The organism is Pseudoalteromonas sp. S2893, from assembly GCF_005887105.1.
Classification (GTDB): Bacteria; Pseudomonadota; Gammaproteobacteria; order Enterobacterales; family Alteromonadaceae; genus Pseudoalteromonas; species Pseudoalteromonas atlantica.
The window spans coordinates 59334-81486 of sequence record NZ_PNCY01000018.1 but is presented as its reverse complement, the minus strand read 5'-3'; the positions used below and the strand labels follow the sequence as shown (position 1 = coordinate 81486).

Sequence of the window (22153 nt, the reverse complement as noted above, 5' to 3'; positions counted from 1 at the left end):
AATGTAATTAATTGCTTCGCGACGCCTGCGGCGGCTTAAACTGTTCCAGACATTTTATCGAACCCTAGAGAGGATTCTCACCCTCCTTGGATACATTGGCTGTTAAATTTCAGGCACAAAAAAACCGCAACTAAGCGGTTTTTAATAAGAAATGGTGGAGAAGGAGGGATTCGAACCCTCGATAGAGCTACAAACTCTATACTCCCTTAGCAGGGGAGCTCCTTCGGCCACTCGGACACCTCTCCAACGCATAACAGATTGTATTAACGGTAGTTTATTCATACCATTAATTAAATAGTGGTGGAGAGATAGGGATTTGAACCCTAGATAGGCTACAAACCTATGCCGGTTTTCAAGACCGGTGCATTCGACCACTCTGCCATCTCTCCGTGACGCAGAATAATACTTAGGTGATACCGTCGTGTAAATAGCAAATAAACTGTTTGCTTAAAAAGTAGGCGTAATTGCGGTTTTTTTTGTAAATAGAGGGAAATTAGAAGGATTTAAACTAAAAATTAAAGGGTGGCAGCAAACTAAGGGAGCTAAAGAAGCGCTTTCAATAGTGGTTAGTTGTTTACTGCCCCTGCTTAATAATCATAACAAGGTTGATTATTTGTATTGCGCGGCGCTGTTTAATGCTAACTTTTTGCCCATACGGTTTAATTTAGCAAGCATTTTAGCTTTACGGTTAGTTGGTTTTACGCCAACGTGGGCTGCTGCATTTTGGTTTAGGGTGTTTATTGGGTTCATGTCTTTGCTCCAAGGTGTATGTGTTTAAATCGCGAGCATTTTGACTCTTTTTTGTTTAAAAATACAACAATATAAATTAAGGCTTGGCTATTAGTTATTTTTATCTGAATTTGCATTGTTTTGTTTTTAATTAAAACTGCTAAGTGCCCATTTTGCATAGTTATTTAATCAGAGGAGTTAGGTTTTGATTTGTTTTATAAGTATTTTTTGTGTTTGTTAATGTTTTTATTAAATTTTTACGCACTTTTATGATTAATTATTCAGATAAATTAATTTTAACTTAATTCTTATTTATGCTGGTGTACTGGCTAATAGGAGATAAATTACTTGCAGTTGTTAATAATAGTTAAACCGAGCGTAAAAAGTGTGGTGTTAGATCACCTCGATTGGCTTAAAAAAACATGCCAGAAGAAAAATATTCTCTATATTACGGTTAAAACGACAGGTAATTTTGAGTACGACTTAGCAAACGTTAAATTGAATGCACAAAAAAGCCAAATAGCAGTGGCTATTGGAGGCGATGGCACGCTTAATTTGGCACTTAATGGTGTGATTGACAGTGCATGTAGTTTGGCAATATTACCTTGTGGTACGGGCAACGATTTTGCCCGTCGCTTTCATTGCACTGCTAAACAGTGGCAAAACGCTATTTTTAATGCCCCCACACACTTAATTGATGTAGGTAAAATTAATACTCGTTACTTTATTAATGTGGCTGGTGTTGGTTTTGATGCTCATGTAATTAAGCAGTTGGGTCATTTACAAAGCATGTCAGCTTGGCGCTATAAGTGGACGAGTTTTAAATCGCTCTTTACTTACAAAGCAAGCACACTAAATGGAGCATTTTTAAATAAGCAATGTAGCTATCAAAATTTAATAACTGTATTTGCGAACTCTCAGTATTTTGGTGGCGGCATTAAAATAGCACCTAGGGCTAAAATTGATGATGGACTGCTTGATTGCTACCAAATGCAAGCGGGTAGGCTTGTTGATCATTTATATAGCTTTATTAAATTAATTTTTAAGCGCCACCATACTTTAAAAAAGCTTACTTATAGCCAACTCAAACAGGCGCGTATTAATACTAAAAACTTATTAATTGAGGCCGATGGCGAGCTAGTAGGTGTTACGCCCGCGGTTATTGCTATTCATGAGCAGGCTATTAATTTCCATATACCAATAAAAAAGCGCCTACAGTAGGGTAGGCGCTTTTGTGTTAGTGCGTTAAAAACGCCTCTAACTGGGGACGGAGCCATTTTTAGCAACGCAGCGGCTTGCTAAAAAGGCGTTAATTCTTTTTGTGGGGGTAAGTACAATTGCATTACCCAGTAGTACTAAACTAAAGCCGGCAAAGGTGTTTGCATGCCACTCAAAGCCTTCAAAAAAGCTGCTTAATGCAACGGCCACTAGCGGAAACAGCACTATGGCGTAGCTTGCTTTTTCGGGGCCAATGTTTTTTAACAAGGCAAAATAGCAGCCAAACGCAATCACAGTGCCAAAAACCGATAAATACAATAGCGACAGCCAATAGCTGGTAGGGGCACTAAAACTGACCGTTATACCATTTATTAATACATAAACGGCTAAACCTACTGCGCTATATAACATGCCCCATGCGTTACCCTGCAGCACACCTATTTGACGATTAGAATTACGTACACTAATCATATTGCCCAATGAAGCCACAAAGGTACCCCCAAGGGCAAGTAGTAACCCGACCAACGCCCCATTACTCAAGTCGAATTGCTGTAAATGCGGCCAAAACAGACAAATAATACCCACCACGCCGATTAACGCGCCGCAGTAAATACGTTTGGCAATGGGCTTTGCAAAAAATAAACGGGTGTTGACTATGTTCATTATTAGCAACATTGAAAATGCAATAGAGGCCATTGCCGATGAGAGGTAGTTTTGTGCCCAATACAAAAGCAAATAATTTAAGCCAAAGTTAGAAATGGCCAATAAAGCAAAAAAGCCATGATCGACTAACGAAAATCGCATATTAGGCTTTTTGTAGGCCACAAATAGCCACATACATGCAGCTGCTATGGCAAAGCGATAAAACAAAGAAAGCTCCACAGCAATATCGCCTAGCTGAAACGAAATCGCGAGCCACGTAGAGCCCCAAATTAACACTGTTGTGAGATATAGCGCTGCGCTTTTCATGGCAAACCTCTAAAAAAACCGATTGAGTGGTTATTTTAGAGTCTATCTGTATACTTACCATATACAGAAAAGTATAAATGTAACCTATACAGATTTGAGGCGAGATATGCAGCCAGCTGCCAATAAGCAAAAAGCCGAGTTTTTATACCAACAAGTTATTGAGCTAATTAAAGACATGCAAGCGCAAAAGGTATTACTACCTGGGGAAAAGCTTCCTTCGCTTCGTAAAATGGCCAGTAACTTAAATATTAGCATTCCGACGGTTAAGCAAGCGTATCAAGCGTTAGAAGATCAAGGGTTAGTAGAGGCACGTGAAAAATCGGGCTACTTTCTAACGGTGCTTAATACGGTTTACAGTTTGCCAAAGCGTGTAAAACTAAGCCGCGAGCCTGTCACTGTAAATAAACAAGCGTTAATAGAGCAGGTATACAGCGCTATTCATCAACCTAATGTAATAGCCTTTGGTATTGCCAATCCCGTTGCTGCCGCGCCTACCGATAAAGCTTTAGCCCGTACCATGCGTCGGGTTATGACAATTGCTGGGGCGAGTGTTATTAATTATGGCCCTATTGATGGTTTTGCTGCGCTTAAAAAGCAATTAGTGCATAGATACTTAGGCTTTGGCATTGGTGTAAATATAGATGAACTGGTCATCACCAATGGCGCGCAAGAGGCGCTGGCTATCGCACTTAAGTGTGTTACTAAGCCCGGCGATGTGGTTGCAATTGAAACCCCCTGTTATCACGGCATTATTGAACTAATAGAGAGCTTAGGATTAAAGGCGCTTGAAATCCCGCTCTGCCCCGACAATGGTATTTGGCTTAACGACTTAGCTCAAGCGCTTGAACAACATGATATAAAAGCATGCTTGTTTTCGACCGCAATAAATAACCCGGTTGGCAGCTTTATGAGCGATGAAAGCCGTAAGCAAATGGTGGACTTAATAGAGTCACATAATGTTGTTCTTATAGAAGATGATGTGTACGGTGATCTGCACTTTACTGCCAAGCGTGGCACGCCCGCTTTAGCGTATTCAAAAAAGGGGCTTGTGATCAGCTGCGCCTCGTTTTCAAAAACGGCTGCACCAAGTTATCGAGTTGGTTGGTTAATAGCAGGCAAGTTTGCAGGTCAAGCGCGCCGGCATAAGCGTGCATTAAGTTGCTCTGCCTCACTTATAAATCAGTGGACGCTTTCTGAGTTTATAGCCAGTGGTGAGTATGACCGTAATTTAAAAGTACTTAGGCAGCGCTTACGTAATAACAAAGAGCGCATGCGGTGGTGCTTATTAAACGCGATGCCTAAAAATACGCGTATTAGTGACCCTAAAGGTGGGTGTGTTATTTGGCTTGATTTAGGGCAAGGGGTAGACAGTCAAAAGTTATTTTTACTGGCGCTAGAAGCTGGTATTAGCATAACCCCCGGACTTATTTTTTCAGCAAGTAATAAGTATAAAAGCTGTATTAGGCTAAGTTACGGGGTGCAGTGGAGCGAAAAAATAGAGCAGGCTATTACCACGTTAGGTGCGCTGGCTCACACGCTAAAAGAATAAAAAAGCAGCACCTAATATACAGGTGCTGCTAAAGGGATGTTAAATACGGTGCGGTGTATTAATTTTGTTTAATGGTAAATAACTCGTAGCCTTTTAGCTGCGGTAACTGCGCCACTAATTGCTCTTCTTGCTGTGCTATGTTGGCAAAGCTGTCGCATAAAGAGTTGGCACGCTTTTCAAGCTCACTGGCATGCAGCTCTACTTTTTCTTCTATTTGCGCGCCCATATTTTCCATGCGTTGCTCAAATGCATCCATATCTCCACCCGAACCAAGCAGCTCAGAGCCTAAAGCAACTAAAATACTGCCCATTGATTGCATAACGGCAGACTCAACCACGGTTTCTATTTGCTCCTCAAATTGGTGTTCAAAGTTTTCACCAAATTGATTAAAGCTTTGTTGGCCCATTACAAACGTACCTTGTTGATAAAAGGTATTTTCTACTTCAAGTCTTATATCGTCCATCAGGCCAGATAAGTCATCAAGGCCATCAATATTAAATGCGTTGGCTACTTCCTCTAGTGCTACACCGGCTATTTTTACTCCGTCTAGGGCAATATTAGCGACCTCAGGTAGCTGCGTACGTAAGTTGTCTGAATACTGGGTAAGCGCTTGGCGTTGTTCGCTGTTAATGGATACTTGTTCGCCATTTATAGTTAAGTTGCCATTGCTGTTAAAGCGCATGAATTGATTAGATGCGGTAAAAATTTCTAATTCGCTAGGTTTAATGCGTACATCGTTTTTAAACTCTACATTGCACTGCTCATTGCTAAACGAAATACCCGCATTGTTATCGTTATGTGCCATTGCAGCGGGTGTACAAATTAAAGCGCTTACTAATAGTAAATTTTTCATGTTTATTCTCTAATAATTGTTGATGACGGCTAAGTATTAACAAGTTTGGTGCCATTATTTATTTTTATTTTAAAACAGTAAGTTATGAAAATTTGTGTGTTTGTAATGATTTTTAATTTTGATAAATAAACTACTTTTTAGTCAAAAACACTAAAAATAAACAAATGATAAATTTTATTTGTCGAAACGATAAAAAACTCTCACTTTCCACTTTCTTAATTTAGCGCTATTTATTCACAATATTGACATGAAGGCTATTTACGATAGTCACGTGGCTTTATTTTGGTGCTAATTTGTTCGTATTTTAGCGCTAAACATTTTTAATTTACCAAGTGCAGGAATAAACCTGAGTTGGTCTCAAACACTTTATGGAGTGGGTTGTGGGTAAGACATTTAGTTACGATGCGCTAGATGATGATTTTGTTGAAGACGAGTACGAAATGGTCGGGCGTAATCAGCATGACAAAAAAAAGCAAAAGGTGAAAAAGAAGTTGGAAGATTACCTTGAGCAAAAACGTTTGCGTAAAAACCTAGGTGAAGACGACTTAAACGATTACATAGACTAAATTGTGCTAGTTAAAATAATGCGCCTTTTTATTAGGGTTTGAATGTGCGTTTACGCATGTTTAAAGGCTAAACATTGGCAATAAAGAGGCTTTATGCCTCTTTATTACTTATTGTGTACTTAATTTAGCGAGTGCTTGTTGAATAGTGGTTTCTAGCTTTTCTGGTTTTGTAAAAGGCGCATAGCGCTTGATAGGTGTGCCATCGGACGCTATCAAAAACTTAGTGAAGTTCCACTTTATTTTTCGTGTTAAAAAGCCGGGTAAGGCCGATTTTAAATACCTAAATACAGGGTGGGCGTGACGACCGTTTACATCAACCTTAGCGGCCATTAAAAAGCTTACCCCGTAATTAATTAAACAGCCTTGTTGTATTTGCGTCGCGTCGCCTGGCTCTTGCTGACCAAATTGATTACATGGAAAACCAATAATAACCAATCCGTTTTTCGCGTACTTACTATGAAGAGTTTGTAGCGACTCGTACTGTTTAGTAAAACCACACTCACTTGCGGTATTAACAATAAGCACAACCTTGCCTTCAAAGTCGCTAAAATTAATTGTTTTACCGTCTAACGCAGTAGCCGTTAATTGATGAAATTCATGCATGATGGATGCTTTTTTATTGTTGTTAGCTACATTCTACCCGCTGTAGCGCGTTACTAAAAGTATAAAATTTAGGCTTGTTAATACCGCGCTTAACTATGCGCCAATGGGTTGGCTGTTATTTAGGGCGTGTTGAACTTTGCGGATTGAAATTTGTTCAACCTAGGGGCGATCAAATCGCGGCGCGAGGTTTGTAACCTAGTGGGCTAAGTAAAAACCGAGCAACAAAGAGTTTATCGCCCCTAGGCAGAACCCAAAGGGCAGCGCATGTTTGGCATTTATGCTACGTTATCGCCTATTTATGGGGAATAACCACACTTCACAGGCTCTGCCTTGCCTAAAAACCAAACATACTGCTGCAAATTCAAACGCCAAAGGTCAACACGGCCTAGTTTAAAATTAAAAATAACCCCATACTGGCAAGCGTTGTGTAATAAATATTATGTGTTTTATAGGCAACAATAATGGCAACGATAGCTGCGCTTAAATAAGGGTTGTGCCAGTTTAGGTTGAGCCCGTCTTCATTTATAAAAATAATAGGTACCCAAATAGCGGTTAGTACAGCGGGTGCGCTAAAGCTTAAAAACTGCTGCATTTTAGGGCCCACTTTAAAACCAAGGCGTTGATGTAAAAATAAGTAACGAGTAAAAAAGGTAATACACGCCATTAATAATATAGTGAGCATCATAACGGGCTGTCCTTTTTTTGTGTAAGCCTTGCAGTAAAGTAGCCTGCACTCATTGCAAGTAAAGCAGCACAAACCAACCACAACTCAAACCCTGTGCTTTTTAAAACTGTGGCGCTAATACCCGCAACAATCACTGTAACCAGCGAGGCTAAATTTTTTATGCCCGGTACCACAAGCGCAATAAATGTAGCTGCAATAGCAAAGTCGAGCCCTAAATTTGTTAAATCAGGGAGCACACTACCTGCAACTATGCCTATGAGTGTCCAAAGGTTCCATGCAATATAAAAACTAAAACCCGCGCTTAAAGCGTATATTAGGCGCGCTTTTGTTTTATAGGCTTTGCGGTGATGCGAAAAGGCAAACAGCTCGTCGGTTAGTACAAAACTTATTGGTAAGCGCCACCGTAATGGCTGTGAAATAACTTTATGACGTACGGCTAAACCGTATAAAAAATGCCGAGAGCTAATAATAAATGTAGTAAATAAAATAGTCAGTAAAGGGGTGTTACCGGCCATTAGTTCAATTGCAACTAATTGTGCAGAACCCGCGAATACAAGTAATGACATTGCTTGTGTTTCAAAGGCACTAAAGCCATTTTGAATCGCTAAAGAGCCACATAATATTCCCCAAGGAACGACCGCCAGGCAAAGCGGGAGCATATCAAAAAAACCTTTTAATACTGCGCGTTTAGTTATATTCATTAATACAAGTAAGTAATAAGTTTGTGCGTTTAGTGTGCCATAAATAGCGCTTTATGTAATATCATTAATGCAGCGGTAGTAAAACTTTGGAATAATGGCTTTAGTATCAAAATAATGTGCCAGAGCCTGGCAACAAGTTGAGGATGTATATGCAAAGTATAAAAGTATGGGATGGCTTTATAAGAAGCTTTCATTGGTTATTAGTGATTAATATTGCTGTGCTTTACTTTAGCATTGACGAGGGCATGATTGAACTTCATTTTGTGGCTGGCTTTTTCGCAATCGCATTAATAGTGACCCGTTTAGTTTGGGGGCTGGTGGGCAGTAAAACGGCAAAGTTAAGCGCGTTACTGCACTCGCCAATAGCAGTATTTAAAGAGTTTAAAAATCCTAGTAAAGGGGTGGGTCATTCGGCGCCAGGTAGCTACATGGTTTTGTTGTTTTTTGTACTTATTATAGTGCAGTTAGTGACCGGGCTAATGAGCAGTGATGGCATTTTGACTGATGGGCCTTTGGTTGAGTATGTGTCGAGCTCAACGGTTGATTTTGCAAATTGGCTGCACCGCCTTAATTTCGATATTTTATTTTATGCCATTTGTCTGCATGTTACTGCCATTGTTGTGTATAAAATAAAAGGAAAACCACTTGTCAAAGCAATGATCACCGGTAAACAGGCTAACAGCGAGCAAGCCACTCAAACTAATATAGATAACACGAAAGCTCCTTGGTTGGCGTGGGCTATTTTTGTTGGATTGTTAGTGCTACTGGCAGTTACGTGGGGCAAAGAACCACTTAGTTATTTGCTAAGTTAATAGCTAACAAAAAACAAAACGGCGCATAAAGCGCCGTTTTAGTGTGTATTGTTTTAATTGTAATTAGTCTTTAAATTGCTTGTGGCAATCTTTACAGCCTTTGGCCCATGCGCCAAATGCCTTACCAATTACCGCCTTATCGCCAGATTGAGCTGCTAAAGCTAGCTTATCTGCATTGGCAGCAAAGGCATTGGCTTTTTTAACAAAGGTTGCATTATCAGACCATACATCAGCTAATGCTGCTGTATCGCCTTTATCAGTGCCTTCGTAAAACGCTTCCCATGGCATTTTAGAAAGGGCTGCTGCGTTATTAGCGCGCATTTTAAATTGCTCTGCATCAAAAGGAATTTTACCTTTTAGCATTGCGCCCATATCGCTAATTTGCACTGAAATCATAGAAAACGCAGCTTGACGGTATTCAATAGCATCACTTGGCTCTTTAAATGCAGTATTTGCAGATACGCTAAGTGTACATGTTGCTAAAGCAACCCCTGCTAAAAATTGTTTTAATTTCATGTTTTGCCCCTGTAAGAAATTATATCTACTAATTAGACATCTTGAATCGATTACTTATTTTATTCAAGTGAAACTTTAATGTCTCATAGCTTGTTTTCTGAATATATCATTACAGCTTGTCAGTTTATTGTTAACGACTGTAAACAGCGCGTTGTTATTAAGTGCCCTGTTGTGTACCTTGAGTCATCATAAAAATAATTAACGAAGGAAGTTTATGAAGCATAATATTTTTAAAATGTCGGCACTTTCTGCCGCAGTAGTTATGACGCTAGCAGGGTGTGGCGGCAGCGACAATGACAATAATAGCCAAGTTGCTGTAGTAACTGATGTTGCACCAAAAGCAAGCGATGTCGCCGTTGCTGGTTTAAAGCAATGGGTACCTGTAACTGCTGAGTTTAATGCAAGTGATAACGATGGCGATACACTTAGTTATACATTTACTGAAAATGGTGAAGCGGTTGAAGCGCAAGATGGCGTATATACTTTTAGCCATGGCTTACTAACTGTTGAAGGCGATACCTTTACTTACGTTCCTGTTTCAGGCGAAGACGCGGTAATTGATTACACCGCTAATGCCAATGGTAAATCGGCGTCTGCGCAATTAACAATTAGTGATATTGCGTCAGATCCTTTGGCTAATCAGCAATGGCACCTGCGTAACACAGGTCAAAAGTCGTATGCTTTAAGCGATGATATGAAACAAGGCCTAATTGATTTATATGTCAACCAATTAGGTTACAGCGAAGAAGAAGCGCAAACTATTTTTGACGAGGATTTTGCTGAATCAGAAGCAGAAGAATTGGTTGCTGGCGAAGATATGAACGTAGCAGCTGCGTACGCTCAAGGTGTTACAGGTGCTGGCGTAACGGCGGTTGTTGTTGACTCTGGTATGGAAATTCGTCACGAAGACTTAGTTGATAACGTGTTACCAAACCGTTCTTTAAATTTAGATGTTGATGTGTTGGATCGCACCGACCCTACTAGCCTGTCAAATAGTGGCGACCACGGTACCAGTGTTGCAGGCTTAATTGCAGCGAAAGGTTGGAATGGTAAGGGCGGGCGCGGTGTTGCACCAGATGCTGGTCTAATTGGCATGAACTACCTAGGTGGCGATAAAATTGAGCAAACTGATTTACTCGCGCATGGTTTCCCAGGTAGCGGTATTAGCACGTCAGAAAATATTTCTGCTTTTAACCGCAGCTACGGTATTACCTTCCCAACGTTTATTGGCTACTCAGAGCTAGATGAAGCTATCGAGTCTTACCCTAACCTTAACCTTCGTGATGGTAAAGGTGCCCTAAACATGAAATCGAGCGGTAACTCGTTTGTAGATGGTAGCGGTGAAGGGTCATTATGTGCTGATAACGGCGCAAATGAGCTAGGCCTTACTTGTTATAACGGCGCGTTTGAGCCAAGCCAAGGTCATCCATATTACTTAAGCGTTGCAGCTGTAAATGCTGATGGTACGCATACAAGCTACTCAAGCGGTGGTGCTAACTTAATGGTTTCAGCCCCTGCGGGTGAATATGGGCGCTGGGCGCCTGCCATGGTAACAACTGATCAAATGACCTGTATTAATGGGTACTCAGGCTTTAATGGTAGCTCGATTACGGCATGGGCTGCAGCATATGGTGAAGACTTTGCTGCATCGCAATACCCATTCAACTACCCAGGACATGAAGATAACGCTAGCTGTAACTATACCTCTACGTTTAATGGTACTTCTTCGGCAGCACCTAATGCGTCAGGTGTAGTATCACTGATTTTATCAGCTAATTCAGAGCTAACATGGCGTGATGTTCGTCATATCTTAGCTACTACAAGCACAGTCAACGATGCAGAAGATGAAGTTGTAACGCTAAGCGTTGGTGAAGGTGAATTTGTAGCGCATGACGGCTGGGTTGAAAATGCAGCAGGTTATAACTTTAATAACTTATATGGTTTTGGACGTGTAGACGCTGGTGCTGCAGTTGCGATGGCAAAAGAGTACGACGTAGCATTAGGTGAGCAAGTTATTACAGATTGGAGTGGTGTTGGCTCTGTTGTTGAAGAAGATGCCCTTACACTAGAAATCCCAGATAACAGTGCCGCGGGTGTTACACAGCAAATCACTGTTGAAGAAGAGCTAAACATTGAAGCAATGCAGTTTAAGTTTGATGTGAGCAATACTGAAATGGGCTTTGGTTTAGCGGATGGTACTCAAACATCTGCTGGTACCGATTTAGCAATTGAAGTGACGTCTCCATCAGGCACACGCAGTGTATTACTAGCGTCTAAGCAAGCTCTATTCTACCCAGCTTATAGCTTTACTAACGGTTGGAACACAGGGTATGTTTTAAAAGATGCGGTACTACTGTCTAATGCTTTCTATGGCGAGACAACAAAAGGTACTTGGACTATTCGTGTTCTTGATGCTGCAGCAGATAGCTTTGCATTCAGCGATGGCGGGGATAACGGACTTGGTGTCGTAGGTATTTCAAATAACCGTGCCGCAAGCGTTTTAGAAGGCGTTTCGTTGAGAGCATTTGGTCACGCAGGTCAAGAGTAAGGAATATAGATATGAAAATGAATAAATTAGTTATTTTAGGTGCTGCTGCGTGTATTTCTCTAAGTGCAACAGCGAGTTCAGTAGCAGATAAAGAGCTGCAACTTCCAAAAAAGCCGGTAAATAGTGTGAAATACAGTAAAACCGACTTTGGCTCTTACGTTGTAGAAAAAAACTTACGTTTAGTACCAACAAGTGTTGCTGCTGATGAGTATGTTGTTTCTACTAAAGGTGAGATGGCGGTTGTTGAATCTTCTGAGGCTTCATCGTTAGTAACAAAAGGTACACTGGTACGTAATGTCCTAACAAACAACTTAACGTCGCTTTCTGGCAATATTACTGTTTTGCTTAAAGATGGCATGAACGCAACAGAGGTAGCTCAGCTGTCTGGCTTAAAGGTAGTGTCTGTTTTCCCAGGTACTAAAATAGCGGTATTAGCTGTTAATGAGGGCCAAGATATTTTAGCTGCTGCAGAGCAGTTAAAGTCATCTGATTATACTAAAGAAGCGCGAATTGAAGTGTTAGAGACTATTTATACTGCGCAATAAAATTAAAATGTTGTGATAAAAGCCCGAGAAAATCTCGGGCTTTTTTATTGCTAATCGTTAATATCAGCAAATATCATCCCTCGGCGCATACTACGTGTGGCCAAAAATACCTCACCAAGTAACGACATAAAACCACATATTAATAAGGCCATTGCAGCCACAAAACAGCTGGCAATTGTCACCCCTAAATTAATAGACTGAATGTGTGATAAAAACAACAGCATAACCACAGCACATACTAGCAAGGCGCTTAGCACGCTCATACTAAAAGCAATGTGAATACATCGAGAGCGCTTTAACAGGGCTCGCAGCTCTGTGGCTAGGGTTTTATTAAAGTCTTCATCGGTGCTCACCTTGAGTTTTCGCTCAAGTTGTCGCGCACGGTCAGTAATGCGGGCTAAACGATTAGATAAAACCCCGAGCGTGGCAGCAATACCCGTAATTAAAAAGACAGGGGCGACGGCAGTCTGAATTACTTTAGCCATGGTTAAAATATTTATAACGTCGTTACTCATTCATTTTCCATAGAGAAGTTAGGTTTTGTTTACAGTGATTTACAAATTACAGAAATGGAAAAACTTATTTAAAATTAGTTTGTTGTGATGTTTTTGCGATGTTTTCCCTGTAGTTTTGTAATCCACTTGTAATTGAGTTGTTGCTAGCCTGAGGGCTGTAGTTCTATATTAAAATCACAATTCTAATCACAATTCTAATCACATTGAATTGAGTAAATACAATAATATAAAACTCACTCCAGGGGAAATAATGTCTAATATAACACTGAAAAGAACCGCTATTTCATCAGCTATAGGTTTAGCTATGATGTCATACGGTGCAGCCGCCGCACCTGATTTATCTAAAGGATATGTCCCAGAAACATCAAGTGTAAAAACATACTCTCAAAATAAAACTATTTCTAATAAAGCACGCTATATTATCCAGCTTGAAGACGAGCCGCTAGCAACCTACAAAGGCGGCATTGCAGGGCTTGAAGCAACCTCTGCAGCAGTAACTGGGGATAGTAAAGTTAATCTATCTTCAGCACCTGCGTTAAAGTACAGCAGCTACTTAAAAGCAAAACAAAAAAGTGTAGCGCAAGTAGCCGCATCTGTTAGCGGTGGCTCAGTTTCACATTCATTTAGTACGTTATTCAACGGTATCGTGGTAGAAGGTGAGCAAGGTCAACGTGAAAAACTCGCTAAACTTGCGGGTGTAAAAAAAGTATTTTTAGATACTGAGTACCACACATTAATGGATGCTTCTATTGATGTGATTAGAGGCGTTGAGGCATGGCAGGCGCTTGGTGGTCAATCTGAAGCTGGTAAAGGGGTTAAAGTTGCTATTATTGACTCGGGTATTCGTCCAGAAAACCCTATGTTTTCAGATGTGGGTTTTGCAGCCGCAGAGTTTAGTGAAGAAGAAGCGGCTTACATTGCAGAAAACCCAGATTACTGTCGTATAGAGGGTGGTGAAGCTGATTTTTGTAATAATAAATTAATTGTGGCGCGTGCATTTGGCCCAACACCAAGTGATGTTCACCCTGATGAATATATTGGTTCTCCACTCGGTTACGACGGTCACGGAACGCATGTTGCGGGTACTGCTGTAGGTAACCCAATTGAAATTACTTACCAAGACAATAACGTGTCAATTTCAGGTGTTGCACCAGCGGCACAGTTAATGGCTTATAAAGCGCTTTGGCACACAGCCGATGGACGAGGCAGCGGTACTACCGTTGCACTAATGGGGGCATTAGAAGCGGCCATTAAAGATGGCGCAGACGTAATTAATAACTCGTGGGGCGGCGGTGCAGGTGGTAATCCATCAAGCAGTGCATACAGTGATTTATTCACAGCTGCAGAAGAAGCGGGTGTAGTGGTTGTAACCGCAGCAGGTAACGATGGTAACGGCGCACAAACTATTGGTTGCCCTAGCTGTATTGAGTCTGGTTTAACAGTTGCCAATACGCAAACAGGGCGTTTCTTCTCTCAACAAATTGAAGTGGCAGGTGAAACCTATTTAAGCATTGAAGGAAGCAATGGTTTATTAACAGACCCTATTTCACTTCCTATTATTTCGGCGCAAGTGATTGCTCCTGATAATTTTGAAGGGTGTGAAGAGTTTGCTGAAGATATCTCATTTGCTGACTCTGTAGCATTAATCTCTCGTGGTAGCTGTGCGTTTTCAGCTAAAGCTGCAAATGCTGAAAAAGCAGGTGCGACGGCGGTTATAATTCACAACAATGTTGCTGGCGGTGCAATGGGCATGTCTATGGATGACGCCACAATTCCAGCCTCAGCGATTAGCCAAGAAGATGGTTTAAGCTTGGTTGAGCTGTTAACTGCAGCTGAAGAGCCGGTTATTGCTTCACTCGACCCTAGTGTTAAAAGAACAATTCAAGAGAAATTTACTGATGCAGTAAATTCTTCAAGTTCGCGTGGTCCTAATGGTGAGCCTAGCTTCTTAAAACCTGATATTGCAGCGCCAGGTACAGATATTTTATCTGCGTACTCGCCAGATGAAGGTAATGGTATTACCTTTAATGCGATTACAGGCACAAGTATGGCAAGCCCTCATGTTGCTGGTGCAGCAGCATTGATGAAGCAAGCTCACCCAGAATGGAATGCGGTACAAATCAAAACGGCGCTTATGAGCTCATCTAAAATGGATGGCCTACATAAAGAAGACTTAGTTACCAAAGCTGATGCATTTGATGTAGGTGCCGGTCGATTAGATATGCCTAATGCGCTAGAGGCAGCACTTACATTTGATCATGGCTCTTACGCCGATCCAAGTTGTTTAAGCGTTTGTAGCTTCTCAAATACCGTGCAAAATATGACTGATGTTGCTGGTGAGTGGACTGCAAAAGTAGTAACCGATATGCAAGGCGCTGAAATTACAGTTTCGCCTAGCACCGTTATGCTTGGCGCGCACGGTTCTACCTCTACAGACTCTGAAGGTGCAGAAACAAGCACTGACATGGCTGAGTTTAACTTAGATATTGATTCAACATTTAACGATGTTAAAGGTTGGAACTTTGGCCACGTAGTGTGGACTCATACTGAGACAGGTCAAATCGCTCACTTACCATTTGCTATTTACGATAACGAAGCAACCAATAGCAGTGTGTTTAGTGCAACAGTCGATGCCGATTCTTTAAATTCTTCTACTCCAGCAAAAGTAGGTGTGCAATTTAATAATACTCTGTTCACTGACGAGCTATCAGTAAATGTAAAACTTGATGAAAATGCGGAACTTCTTAAAGGTGCTGCCCCTGTTGTTGAAGTGACTAATGGTGCAGGTGAAGTAACATTAAGTGAAGACAATAAAGAGCTAACTTGGACGGGTACATTGGGACCAAAAGAATTTGCTATTAACAGCAGTGATTTCTTAGGTACTTTCTCATTGGCTGATGAAGGCATTGAACCACAAGCGTGTCCTGACGGGTGTGATGAGATAACCATTACGGTTGAAGCTGACTTTATTTTTGATGGGAAAGAGTACTCAGCATTTACTATCTCAGATAACGGCTTTATTGCTGTTGGTGCAGATGTAAATACAACTAACTCTTGGAGCCCTCAAGCAATGCCTAATGCACGTACACCTAATGGTGTTATTGCGCCGCTTTGGGCTGACTTTGATTTAGCGGGTGGCACGAGCGGTGGCGGTGATCTTTATGTGGCTAAATTTGATAGCGGCTATGTAGTTGTAGAATGGCATGACGTTGAGCTTTGGGGTAGTTCTTTAGGTGATAAGTACACGTTCCAAGTGATCTTAAAAGAAGGCACTGATGAAGTTCGTATGAACTACATTGATGTGCCTGCTTTACCTGCACCTTACTCAGCGGGTGTAGAGTCTGCTGATGGCAACGTAGGTGCAATGCTGGACACAGTTCCAACGGGTAATGCTATTGGTAGTGGCTACTTAGTCGATCAAATCAAAGGCGGTGTTGTTGATATTCAATATCAAGCTTTTGCAAAAGATCGCAGCCATTACACAGCTGCAGATGCAGTAGAAGTTGATGAAGAACAAACAGTGACTATTGATGTATTAGCTAATGACATGGCTGAGTCGCGTTTTGTATTTGACGCAGTAGCCTCTTCAGAAACAGAAAACGCAGAATTCTCTGCCCATAAAGGTGTAAGGATTAAAGGCAGCTTAGTGGCATCAACTGTTGAGGTGGTTTCTGCACCTGCAAATGGCTCTACAACCGTGAATGAAGATGGCACGATTGATTATACGCCAAATGCACAGTTCTCTGGTGAAGATAGCTTTACATACACAGTGCGTGAAGCATCAGGCACTAGCGCCGAAGAAACTATGGTATCAATCGTTGTTAACGATACCATTGCAGACCCTCAGCCAGTGACACCAACACCAGAGCCTGAAAGCAATGGTTCATCGGGCTCACTAGCTTGGTTAACGTTACTTGCTGCGCCGTTTGCATTTATGCGTCGTCGTAAACAAAAGTAATTTTATAACTAGCACGTTATTTTAAAGGGAGCCTCGGCTCCCTTTTTACATAGCTTCACAAACTAAATTACACCACGCTTTATTATTAGGTATATTTAATAGCACCAACAATAAAAACCATAGAGATTTCATAATGATTCGTTCTTCATTCACGCTAGCCGCGTTATCACTCGCTGTGTTAGCCGGGTGTGATAATGCGCCAAAAAGTACACCTTCAGATTCAGCAACTACTATGCAAACACAACAAACAGAAAAACCAGTGAGCGCCGTGGCGCCAATTGCTAAAAAAGTACCTCATGAAATGACGATTCATGGCGATACGCGTATTGATGATTACTACTGGTTGCGTGATGACGAGCGTAAAGCGCCAGACGTTATAAGTTACTTAAATGCTGAAAACGCTTATACCGAGGCAATGCTTGCGCATACTCAAACATTGCAAGATAAGTTATTTGAAGAGTTAAAAGGGCGTATTAAAAAAGACGATGACTCGGTGCCTGTTAAAAAAGGCGACTATTTTTATTCATCACAAACGCGTGGCGAAAACGAATACCCTACCTATGTTCGCAGTAGCGATTTTAAAGGCACTGATCAGCAAGTTATTTTAGATGTAAATGCGTTGGCCAAAGATCACGACTACTTTGCTGTAAGTGGCTTATCTGTAAGTACTAACGGAAATTTAATGGCGTACGGGGAAGATACCGTTAGCCGTAGAATTTACACCATAAAGGTAAAAGATTTAACCACAGGCCAATTACTCGAAGACACGCTTGAGGGAACAAATGGCGGCGTTATTTGGGCAAACGATAATAAAACCTTTTACTACATTAAAAAAGATGCACAAACCTTACTTGGCTATCAAGTTTTTCGCCATACGTTAGGTACACCGCAAAGCGATGATGAACTTATTTACGAAGAAGCTGATACAAGTTATTACACGGGTATTAGTAAGAGCAAAGATGGCTCAGAAATATATATTTGGCACAGCAGCACCAATGCCTCTGGTATGTCGGTACTCAGCGCAGATGATAATAAAGCAAAACCTAAGCGCTTAATTGAGCGTGAGGACGATCTTGAATACAGTATTTCAAAGCTTGGCAATACGTATTACATCGTCACTAACTTAAATGCGGTTAACTTTCAGCTTATGAAGGTGGATGTAGATAAAGCGCATGATAAAGCAAATTGGCAAACGGTAATTGCGCCGCGCGATAATATTAAGCTAGAAGGCGTTGATTTATTTAAAGACTACCTTGTATATCAAGAGCGAGAGTTGGGTCAGTCGCGCCTTATTGTTCGCCATTTATCGACTGGAGATGAGCACACGCTAAGCTTTAACGACAGTGCCTATACCATTGCAAGCTATGGCAACAACGATATAAACAGCGACAAATTACGTGTTTATTATACCAGTATGACGACACCGGTTTCGTCGTACGATATTGACCTTAAATCGGGTGATAAAACCCTACTTAAGCAGCAAGCCGTGTTAGGTGATTTTAACGCAGATAACTATGCCTCGGAGCGTATTTTTGTAAAGGCGCGCGATGGTATAAAAGTGCCGGTAAGCTTAGTGTACCGTAAAGATGCATTTAAAAAGGATGGCACAAACCCATTACTGCAATATGGTTATGGCTCGTACGGCGCCACCATGGACCCTACTTTTTCAAGCTCACGTTTAAGCTTATTAGACCGTGGCTTTGTGTTTGCTATAGCGCATGTGCGTGGTTCGCAAATGTTAGGACGCCCATGGTATGAAGACGGAAAGTTATTAACTAAAAAGAACACTTTTAACGACTTTGTTGATGTAACCAAATCATTAGTGGCACAAGGTTATGGCGCAAAAGACGAAATATTTGCCTACGGTGGTAGTGCTGGTGGTTTATTAATGGGCGCGGTGGTTAACCAAGCACCAGAGCTATATAAAGGGGTGGTCGCAGCAGTGCCTTTTGTTGATGTAGTTACCACCATGCTTGATGCAAGCATACCACTTACTACCAATGAGTATGGTGAGTGGGGTAACCCAAATGAAAAAGAGTATTACGATTACATGCTGTCGTACTCGCCGTATGATCAAGTCTCAAAGCAAGCGTATCCTAATATGTTAGTGACTACCGGTTTACATGACTCACAAGTTCAATACTTTGAGCCGGCTAAGTGGGTTGCAAAGCTGCGTGACTATAAAACAGATGATAATAAACTGCTGTTTAAAATAGATATGGAAGCCGGCCATGGCGGGGCGTCTGGTCGCTTTAAACGCCTAGAAGATACTGCGCTAAACTATGCATTTATGCTTGATTTAGCCGGTATTAAAAACTAACAAAATCAAAATTAAGTAATGTTCTAAAGGTATAGCCGTTGGCTATACCTTTATTTTTTGCGGCAAGTTAAAGCTAAACATAGTGCCTTTGCCCAGCTCACTTTGTACATTTATATCACTGTCCATAAGTTTTAGTAACCCCTTACAAATAGCCAGCCCTAAGCCACCTTGTTGGCGCCCTTCGTTATTTGAATTTGAAGCCTGGTAATGCGGATTAAAAATCGCGTTTAGCTCATCATGCTTAATACCCACGCCGGTATCAGAAACCTGCACAAATAATTGCTTTTCATCAATACGCTTAACGTTTACAGCTATGCTGCCGCCTTTAGGTGTGTGCCTTATTGCGTTATCAATTAAATTACTTAAAACACGCTCAAGTTTTGCAATATCGGCTACAACAGGAAAATCGCAAATTGCAGGCTCTACCGTTAAGTTAAGGCCTTTTTTCTCGGCGGTTAGAGAAAACTTCGCAATGCAATCGTAAATAAGCTCACCTAAATTAAAGGTTTCTTTGTGTATGCTTATTTCGCCGTTTTCTAAATGGGCTAATTCAAAAATTTGTTCAATAAGCTGTTTAAGCTGCGCGCAGTTATTAAGGGATACATGTAAGTATTCTTGTTGTTCTTGAGCGCTTAATTGTGACCCCGACTGATTAAGCACCTCTAAAAACCCCTGCAAAGAGGCAAGGGGGGTTCTTAAATCGTGAGATAAATGAGTAAGCAACTCCTTGCGCTGTTTATCGCTTTGCTCAAGAGCTTTAAATTGCTCGTCAATACGGGTAACCATCGCTTGAATGTTACGGCCTAAACTGTGCACTTCGTTACTTTTTTGGGTCGAATAGTTGCTGAGTTTGGTATCGGTAAGGCTGTAATTAGCTGCTTCAATATTGCTTACATCACGGGCTAATCGCTGAATAGGGTTGGTAAAAAAGCGCAGTAAAATAAGCATCGCAATCAGTAAAAATGCAAGTGCAGCTCCAAGCCATAATGCGGCAAGCCATAGTTTGTCATTATTTTTAATTGTGTTTAAAGAGGTATCGTAAGCTTCACCGCCAATAATTACATACAAGTACCCTTGCAGCTTATCGTTATTAAAAACAGGCGCTACAGAGAATATTTTTTGCTGCGCTTTATTTCTTGGATCATCGCCATAAATTGGCGCTGCAGCTGGGTTGTTAATCAGCTTTTTTAAGGGGGCTAAATTAATATGAGTGCGTTTAACTTTACCAGGCTCTGCTGAGTAAGTGAGGATTTTTCCGTTTTCATCTACAAAATAAAACTCAAATGCGGGGCCTAATAACATTAAAGTATGAAATAGGTTTTCTAGGGCTGCGTAGTCGTATACACCCTCTTTTATTAATGGGTTATCTTGTACTAAATGCTCAGCTAGGGCTAAGTGCAGGTTTTGCTCGCCATGATGTTTTGAGGTGAGCTCTAGTTGTTTACTCCAGCTGTAAACGAGTGCACAAATAAAGCAAAATATAACCACCAACGACACCGCTAATTTTTGATACAAAGATAGGTTCATAATAAGGCTCTTAAGTAAGTTGGCTTGGATTTAGTTTGTAGCCAACGCCCCAAACGGTTTCGATAATAGGCGCTTGATGATGTAGCTCAAGTTTGGCGCGTAACCTATTTATATGTGAGTTAACGGTATGCTCGTACCCGCTGTGCTGATACCCCCATACTTTGTCGAGCAATTGCTGGCGGCTAAAAACATGGTTTGGGTGGCGAGCAAAATAAACCAGTAAATCAAATTCAGTGGCGGTGAGGTTCAGTGCTTGTTCGTCTAAATAAACTTGATGTGAGCTAAATTCAATATTGAGTGAGCCGATATTTAGCGTTTGTTCGCTGCACGGGCTGTCGTTTTCGTTATTTTGAATTGCTAGAAGCTGTGAGCGGTGGCGTAATTGTGTTTTAACGCGGGCTTGTAATTCGCGAGCAAAAAAGGGTTTACAAATATAGTCATCAGCACCCATTTCAAGACCAATTACACGGTCCATATCGCTACTGAGCGCGGTAAGTAAAATAACGAAAATGGTAGGGTAGTGCTCTTTTATTTTACGGCATAAACTCAAGCCATCCATTTGTGGCAGGTTTATATCCAGTAAAATAAGCCCGTAAGGTTGTTTTGCTATTTTTTTAAGTGCGAGCTCAGCGCTTACAACATGGTCAACATGCAAATTTAACGCAGCAAGTTGAGTTGTTATTAATTGCCCTATTTCTCTGTCGTCTTCTACTACCAGTATTTTTTCGTGCCGCATGGTTAACCTCGTAAAAAAGGGACATCCGTGTCGCCTCACATCCCCATTACAAGCTGTTTTACTGTGTACGAGTGATCACGATTTTTGATACTGGGTTATCAAACTTATGTTCAGCACCTAGTGCAGAGGTTGATAAGCCATCTTGATTAGACACAACACCTGGGTGCATTGTGATTATATCGGCAATATCGTCGCGTATTTCGTTAAACCCTTCGCCGCCAGCAGCGGGACCAGGCACAGTGTCAGCTGTTTCTGTATTTGCTTCCGTACCTGCATCGTAAACGGGCGTCGTTCGTGATATTGAACTGCCTACTTCCAATGTTGATACATCTACAGAACTAAGACCGGTAAAAGCGTCATTTGTATTCCCAAGCATGGCAGCAAAAGATAAATTAAGAACATCTTGTGCATCAACTAAAAGGGTTACAGAGGTTGTTTCGCCAGGGCCAATGCCGCCTTCAGCCGAGGCTGAAGCAAGTGCATTTTCATCGCTAAGGTACTCTTCATTAGCGCCGCTTTCAGCAATCATTTCTAAACCAACAGAAGCCGTCTCACCAAATTTCCATGGTGGGGTTTCATCAAATGCAATGACCGAGAGTGGTGATAGTGGTTGTCCAGCCGTTAAGTTACTAAAAGTGATAGTAAACTCATAAACAACAGGTTCGGGCTCTACAACAACCACAGGTTCTTGCTCTTCAATAGAGTCGTTATTATCGTTATCGCCACATGCGGCTAGTGAGCTGGCTAACAGTAAAATAAGCGCACTTTTTTTAAAATTAGAAAGAGATGACATAATTAACTCT

The 22153-nt window shown here is 41.2% G+C and carries 19 protein-coding genes and 2 tRNA genes; 8 read left to right on the top strand and 13 right to left on the bottom strand.

Annotation, left to right across the window (positions count from 1 at the left end; translation table 11 throughout):
• Positions 1-152: 152 nt before the first annotated feature.
• From CWC04_RS11590 to CWC04_RS19685, 3 genes are all read right to left on the bottom strand, one after another.
• Positions 153-245: transfer RNA gene (locus CWC04_RS11590), tRNA-Ser, on the bottom strand.
• A 53-nt stretch (positions 246-298) separates the two neighbouring features.
• Positions 299-389: transfer RNA gene (locus CWC04_RS11585), tRNA-Ser, on the bottom strand.
• Between the two features lie 220 nt (positions 390-609).
• Positions 610-750, bottom strand: a complete 141-nt coding sequence (locus CWC04_RS19685; RefSeq protein ID WP_004589025.1) for a hypothetical protein — start codon at positions 748-750, stop codon at positions 610-612.
• 327 nt (positions 751-1077) lie between these two features.
• Between CWC04_RS19685 and CWC04_RS11580 the strand changes: the two genes are divergently transcribed.
• Positions 1078-1950 carry a diacylglycerol/lipid kinase family protein gene (locus CWC04_RS11580; protein WP_024032107.1) on the top strand — a complete coding sequence of 291 codons (873 nt, stop codon included), beginning with the start codon at positions 1078-1080 and terminating at the stop codon, positions 1948-1950.
• Between the two features lie 36 nt (positions 1951-1986).
• Here the strand turns inward: CWC04_RS11580 and CWC04_RS11575 are convergent, their stop codons facing one another.
• Positions 1987-2916 (bottom strand): DMT family transporter, encoded by a 930-nt coding sequence (locus tag CWC04_RS11575; RefSeq protein WP_055255371.1) that lies wholly within the window; start codon positions 2914-2916, stop codon positions 1987-1989.
• Positions 2917-3022: 106 nt separating this feature from the next.
• On the opposite strand from CWC04_RS11575, the gene CWC04_RS11570 reads away from it, so the two are divergent.
• The gene (locus CWC04_RS11570; RefSeq protein WP_055255372.1) at positions 3023-4465 is read left to right on the top strand and encodes an aminotransferase-like domain-containing protein; all 1443 of its coding nucleotides are present in this window, start codon (positions 3023-3025) and stop codon (positions 4463-4465) included.
• A gap of 58 nt (positions 4466-4523) precedes the next feature.
• Here CWC04_RS11570 and CWC04_RS11565 read toward each other — a convergent pair whose 3' ends face one another.
• Entirely contained in the window at positions 4524-5318 is a 795-nt protein-coding gene (locus CWC04_RS11565) for a YggN family protein (RefSeq protein ID WP_138685497.1), read from the bottom strand.
• Positions 5319-5698: 380 nt separating this feature from the next.
• Here CWC04_RS11565 and CWC04_RS11560 point away from each other — a divergent pair, with 380 nt between their 5' ends.
• Positions 5699-5884, top strand: coding sequence for a PA3496 family putative envelope integrity protein (locus CWC04_RS11560; protein ID WP_004589020.1), 186 nt, complete (start codon positions 5699-5701; stop codon positions 5882-5884).
• 108 nt (positions 5885-5992) lie between these two features.
• Here CWC04_RS11560 and CWC04_RS11555 read toward each other — a convergent pair whose 3' ends face one another.
• The 3 genes from CWC04_RS11555 to CWC04_RS11545 all read right to left on the bottom strand — a co-directional run bounded on the left by CWC04_RS11555 (position 5993) and on the right by CWC04_RS11545 (position 7873).
• Positions 5993-6487, bottom strand: a complete 495-nt coding sequence (locus CWC04_RS11555) for a glutathione peroxidase (RefSeq protein WP_138685496.1) — start codon at positions 6485-6487, stop codon at positions 5993-5995.
• Between the two features lie 385 nt (positions 6488-6872).
• Positions 6873-7172 carry an AzlD domain-containing protein gene (locus tag CWC04_RS11550; RefSeq protein ID WP_004589018.1) on the bottom strand — a complete coding sequence of 100 codons (300 nt, stop codon included), beginning with the start codon at positions 7170-7172 and terminating at the stop codon, positions 6873-6875.
• Entirely contained in the window at positions 7169-7873 is a 705-nt protein-coding gene (locus CWC04_RS11545) for an AzlC family ABC transporter permease (RefSeq protein ID WP_138685495.1), read from the bottom strand. The genes CWC04_RS11550 and CWC04_RS11545 overlap by 4 nt, the downstream gene beginning before the upstream one ends.
• Positions 7874-8022: 149 nt before the next feature.
• Here CWC04_RS11545 and CWC04_RS11540 point away from each other — a divergent pair, with 149 nt between their 5' ends.
• Positions 8023-8685, top strand: coding sequence for a cytochrome b/b6 domain-containing protein (locus tag CWC04_RS11540; protein WP_138685494.1), 663 nt, complete (start codon positions 8023-8025; stop codon positions 8683-8685).
• Between the two features lie 63 nt (positions 8686-8748).
• Here CWC04_RS11540 and CWC04_RS11535 read toward each other — a convergent pair whose 3' ends face one another.
• Entirely contained in the window at positions 8749-9201 is a 453-nt protein-coding gene (locus tag CWC04_RS11535; protein ID WP_024032101.1) for a c-type cytochrome, read from the bottom strand.
• 214 nt (positions 9202-9415) lie between these two features.
• Between CWC04_RS11535 and CWC04_RS11530 the strand changes: the two genes are divergently transcribed.
• Both CWC04_RS11530 and CWC04_RS11525 read left to right on the top strand, forming a co-directional pair.
• Complete coding sequence (locus CWC04_RS11530) at positions 9416-11749, top strand: S8 family serine peptidase (protein ID WP_138685493.1); 2334 nt, start codon at positions 9416-9418, stop codon at positions 11747-11749.
• An 11-nt stretch (positions 11750-11760) separates the two neighbouring features.
• Entirely contained in the window at positions 11761-12294 is a 534-nt protein-coding gene (locus CWC04_RS11525) for a serine protease external chaperone (RefSeq protein WP_004589013.1), read from the top strand.
• A 50-nt stretch (positions 12295-12344) separates the two neighbouring features.
• Here CWC04_RS11525 and CWC04_RS11520 read toward each other — a convergent pair whose 3' ends face one another.
• Positions 12345-12809, bottom strand: coding sequence for a DUF2721 domain-containing protein (locus CWC04_RS11520; RefSeq protein WP_004589012.1), 465 nt, complete (start codon positions 12807-12809; stop codon positions 12345-12347).
• A gap of 250 nt (positions 12810-13059) precedes the next feature.
• On the opposite strand from CWC04_RS11520, the gene CWC04_RS20010 reads away from it, so the two are divergent.
• Complete coding sequence (locus CWC04_RS20010; protein ID WP_138685492.1) at positions 13060-16767, top strand: S8 family serine peptidase; 3708 nt, start codon at positions 13060-13062, stop codon at positions 16765-16767.
• Between the two features lie 133 nt (positions 16768-16900).
• A complete protein-coding gene (locus CWC04_RS11510) occupies positions 16901-19087 on the top strand; it encodes a S9 family peptidase (RefSeq protein WP_138685491.1) in 2187 nt (728 codons plus the stop codon).
• Positions 19088-19129: 42 nt separating this feature from the next.
• Here CWC04_RS11510 and CWC04_RS11505 read toward each other — a convergent pair whose 3' ends face one another.
• The 3 genes from CWC04_RS11505 to CWC04_RS11495 are packed head-to-tail and all read right to left on the bottom strand — an operon-like array spanning position 19130 to position 22143.
• Complete coding sequence (locus tag CWC04_RS11505) at positions 19130-20614, bottom strand: sensor histidine kinase (RefSeq protein ID WP_138685490.1); 1485 nt, start codon at positions 20612-20614, stop codon at positions 19130-19132.
• Positions 20615-20624: 10 nt separating this feature from the next.
• Positions 20625-21350 carry a response regulator transcription factor gene (locus CWC04_RS11500; RefSeq protein ID WP_138685489.1) on the bottom strand — a complete coding sequence of 242 codons (726 nt, stop codon included), beginning with the start codon at positions 21348-21350 and terminating at the stop codon, positions 20625-20627.
• Between the two features lie 58 nt (positions 21351-21408).
• A complete protein-coding gene (locus CWC04_RS11495) occupies positions 21409-22143 on the bottom strand; it encodes a spondin domain-containing protein (RefSeq protein ID WP_138685488.1) in 735 nt (244 codons plus the stop codon).
• Positions 22144-22153: the final 10 nt, after the last annotated feature.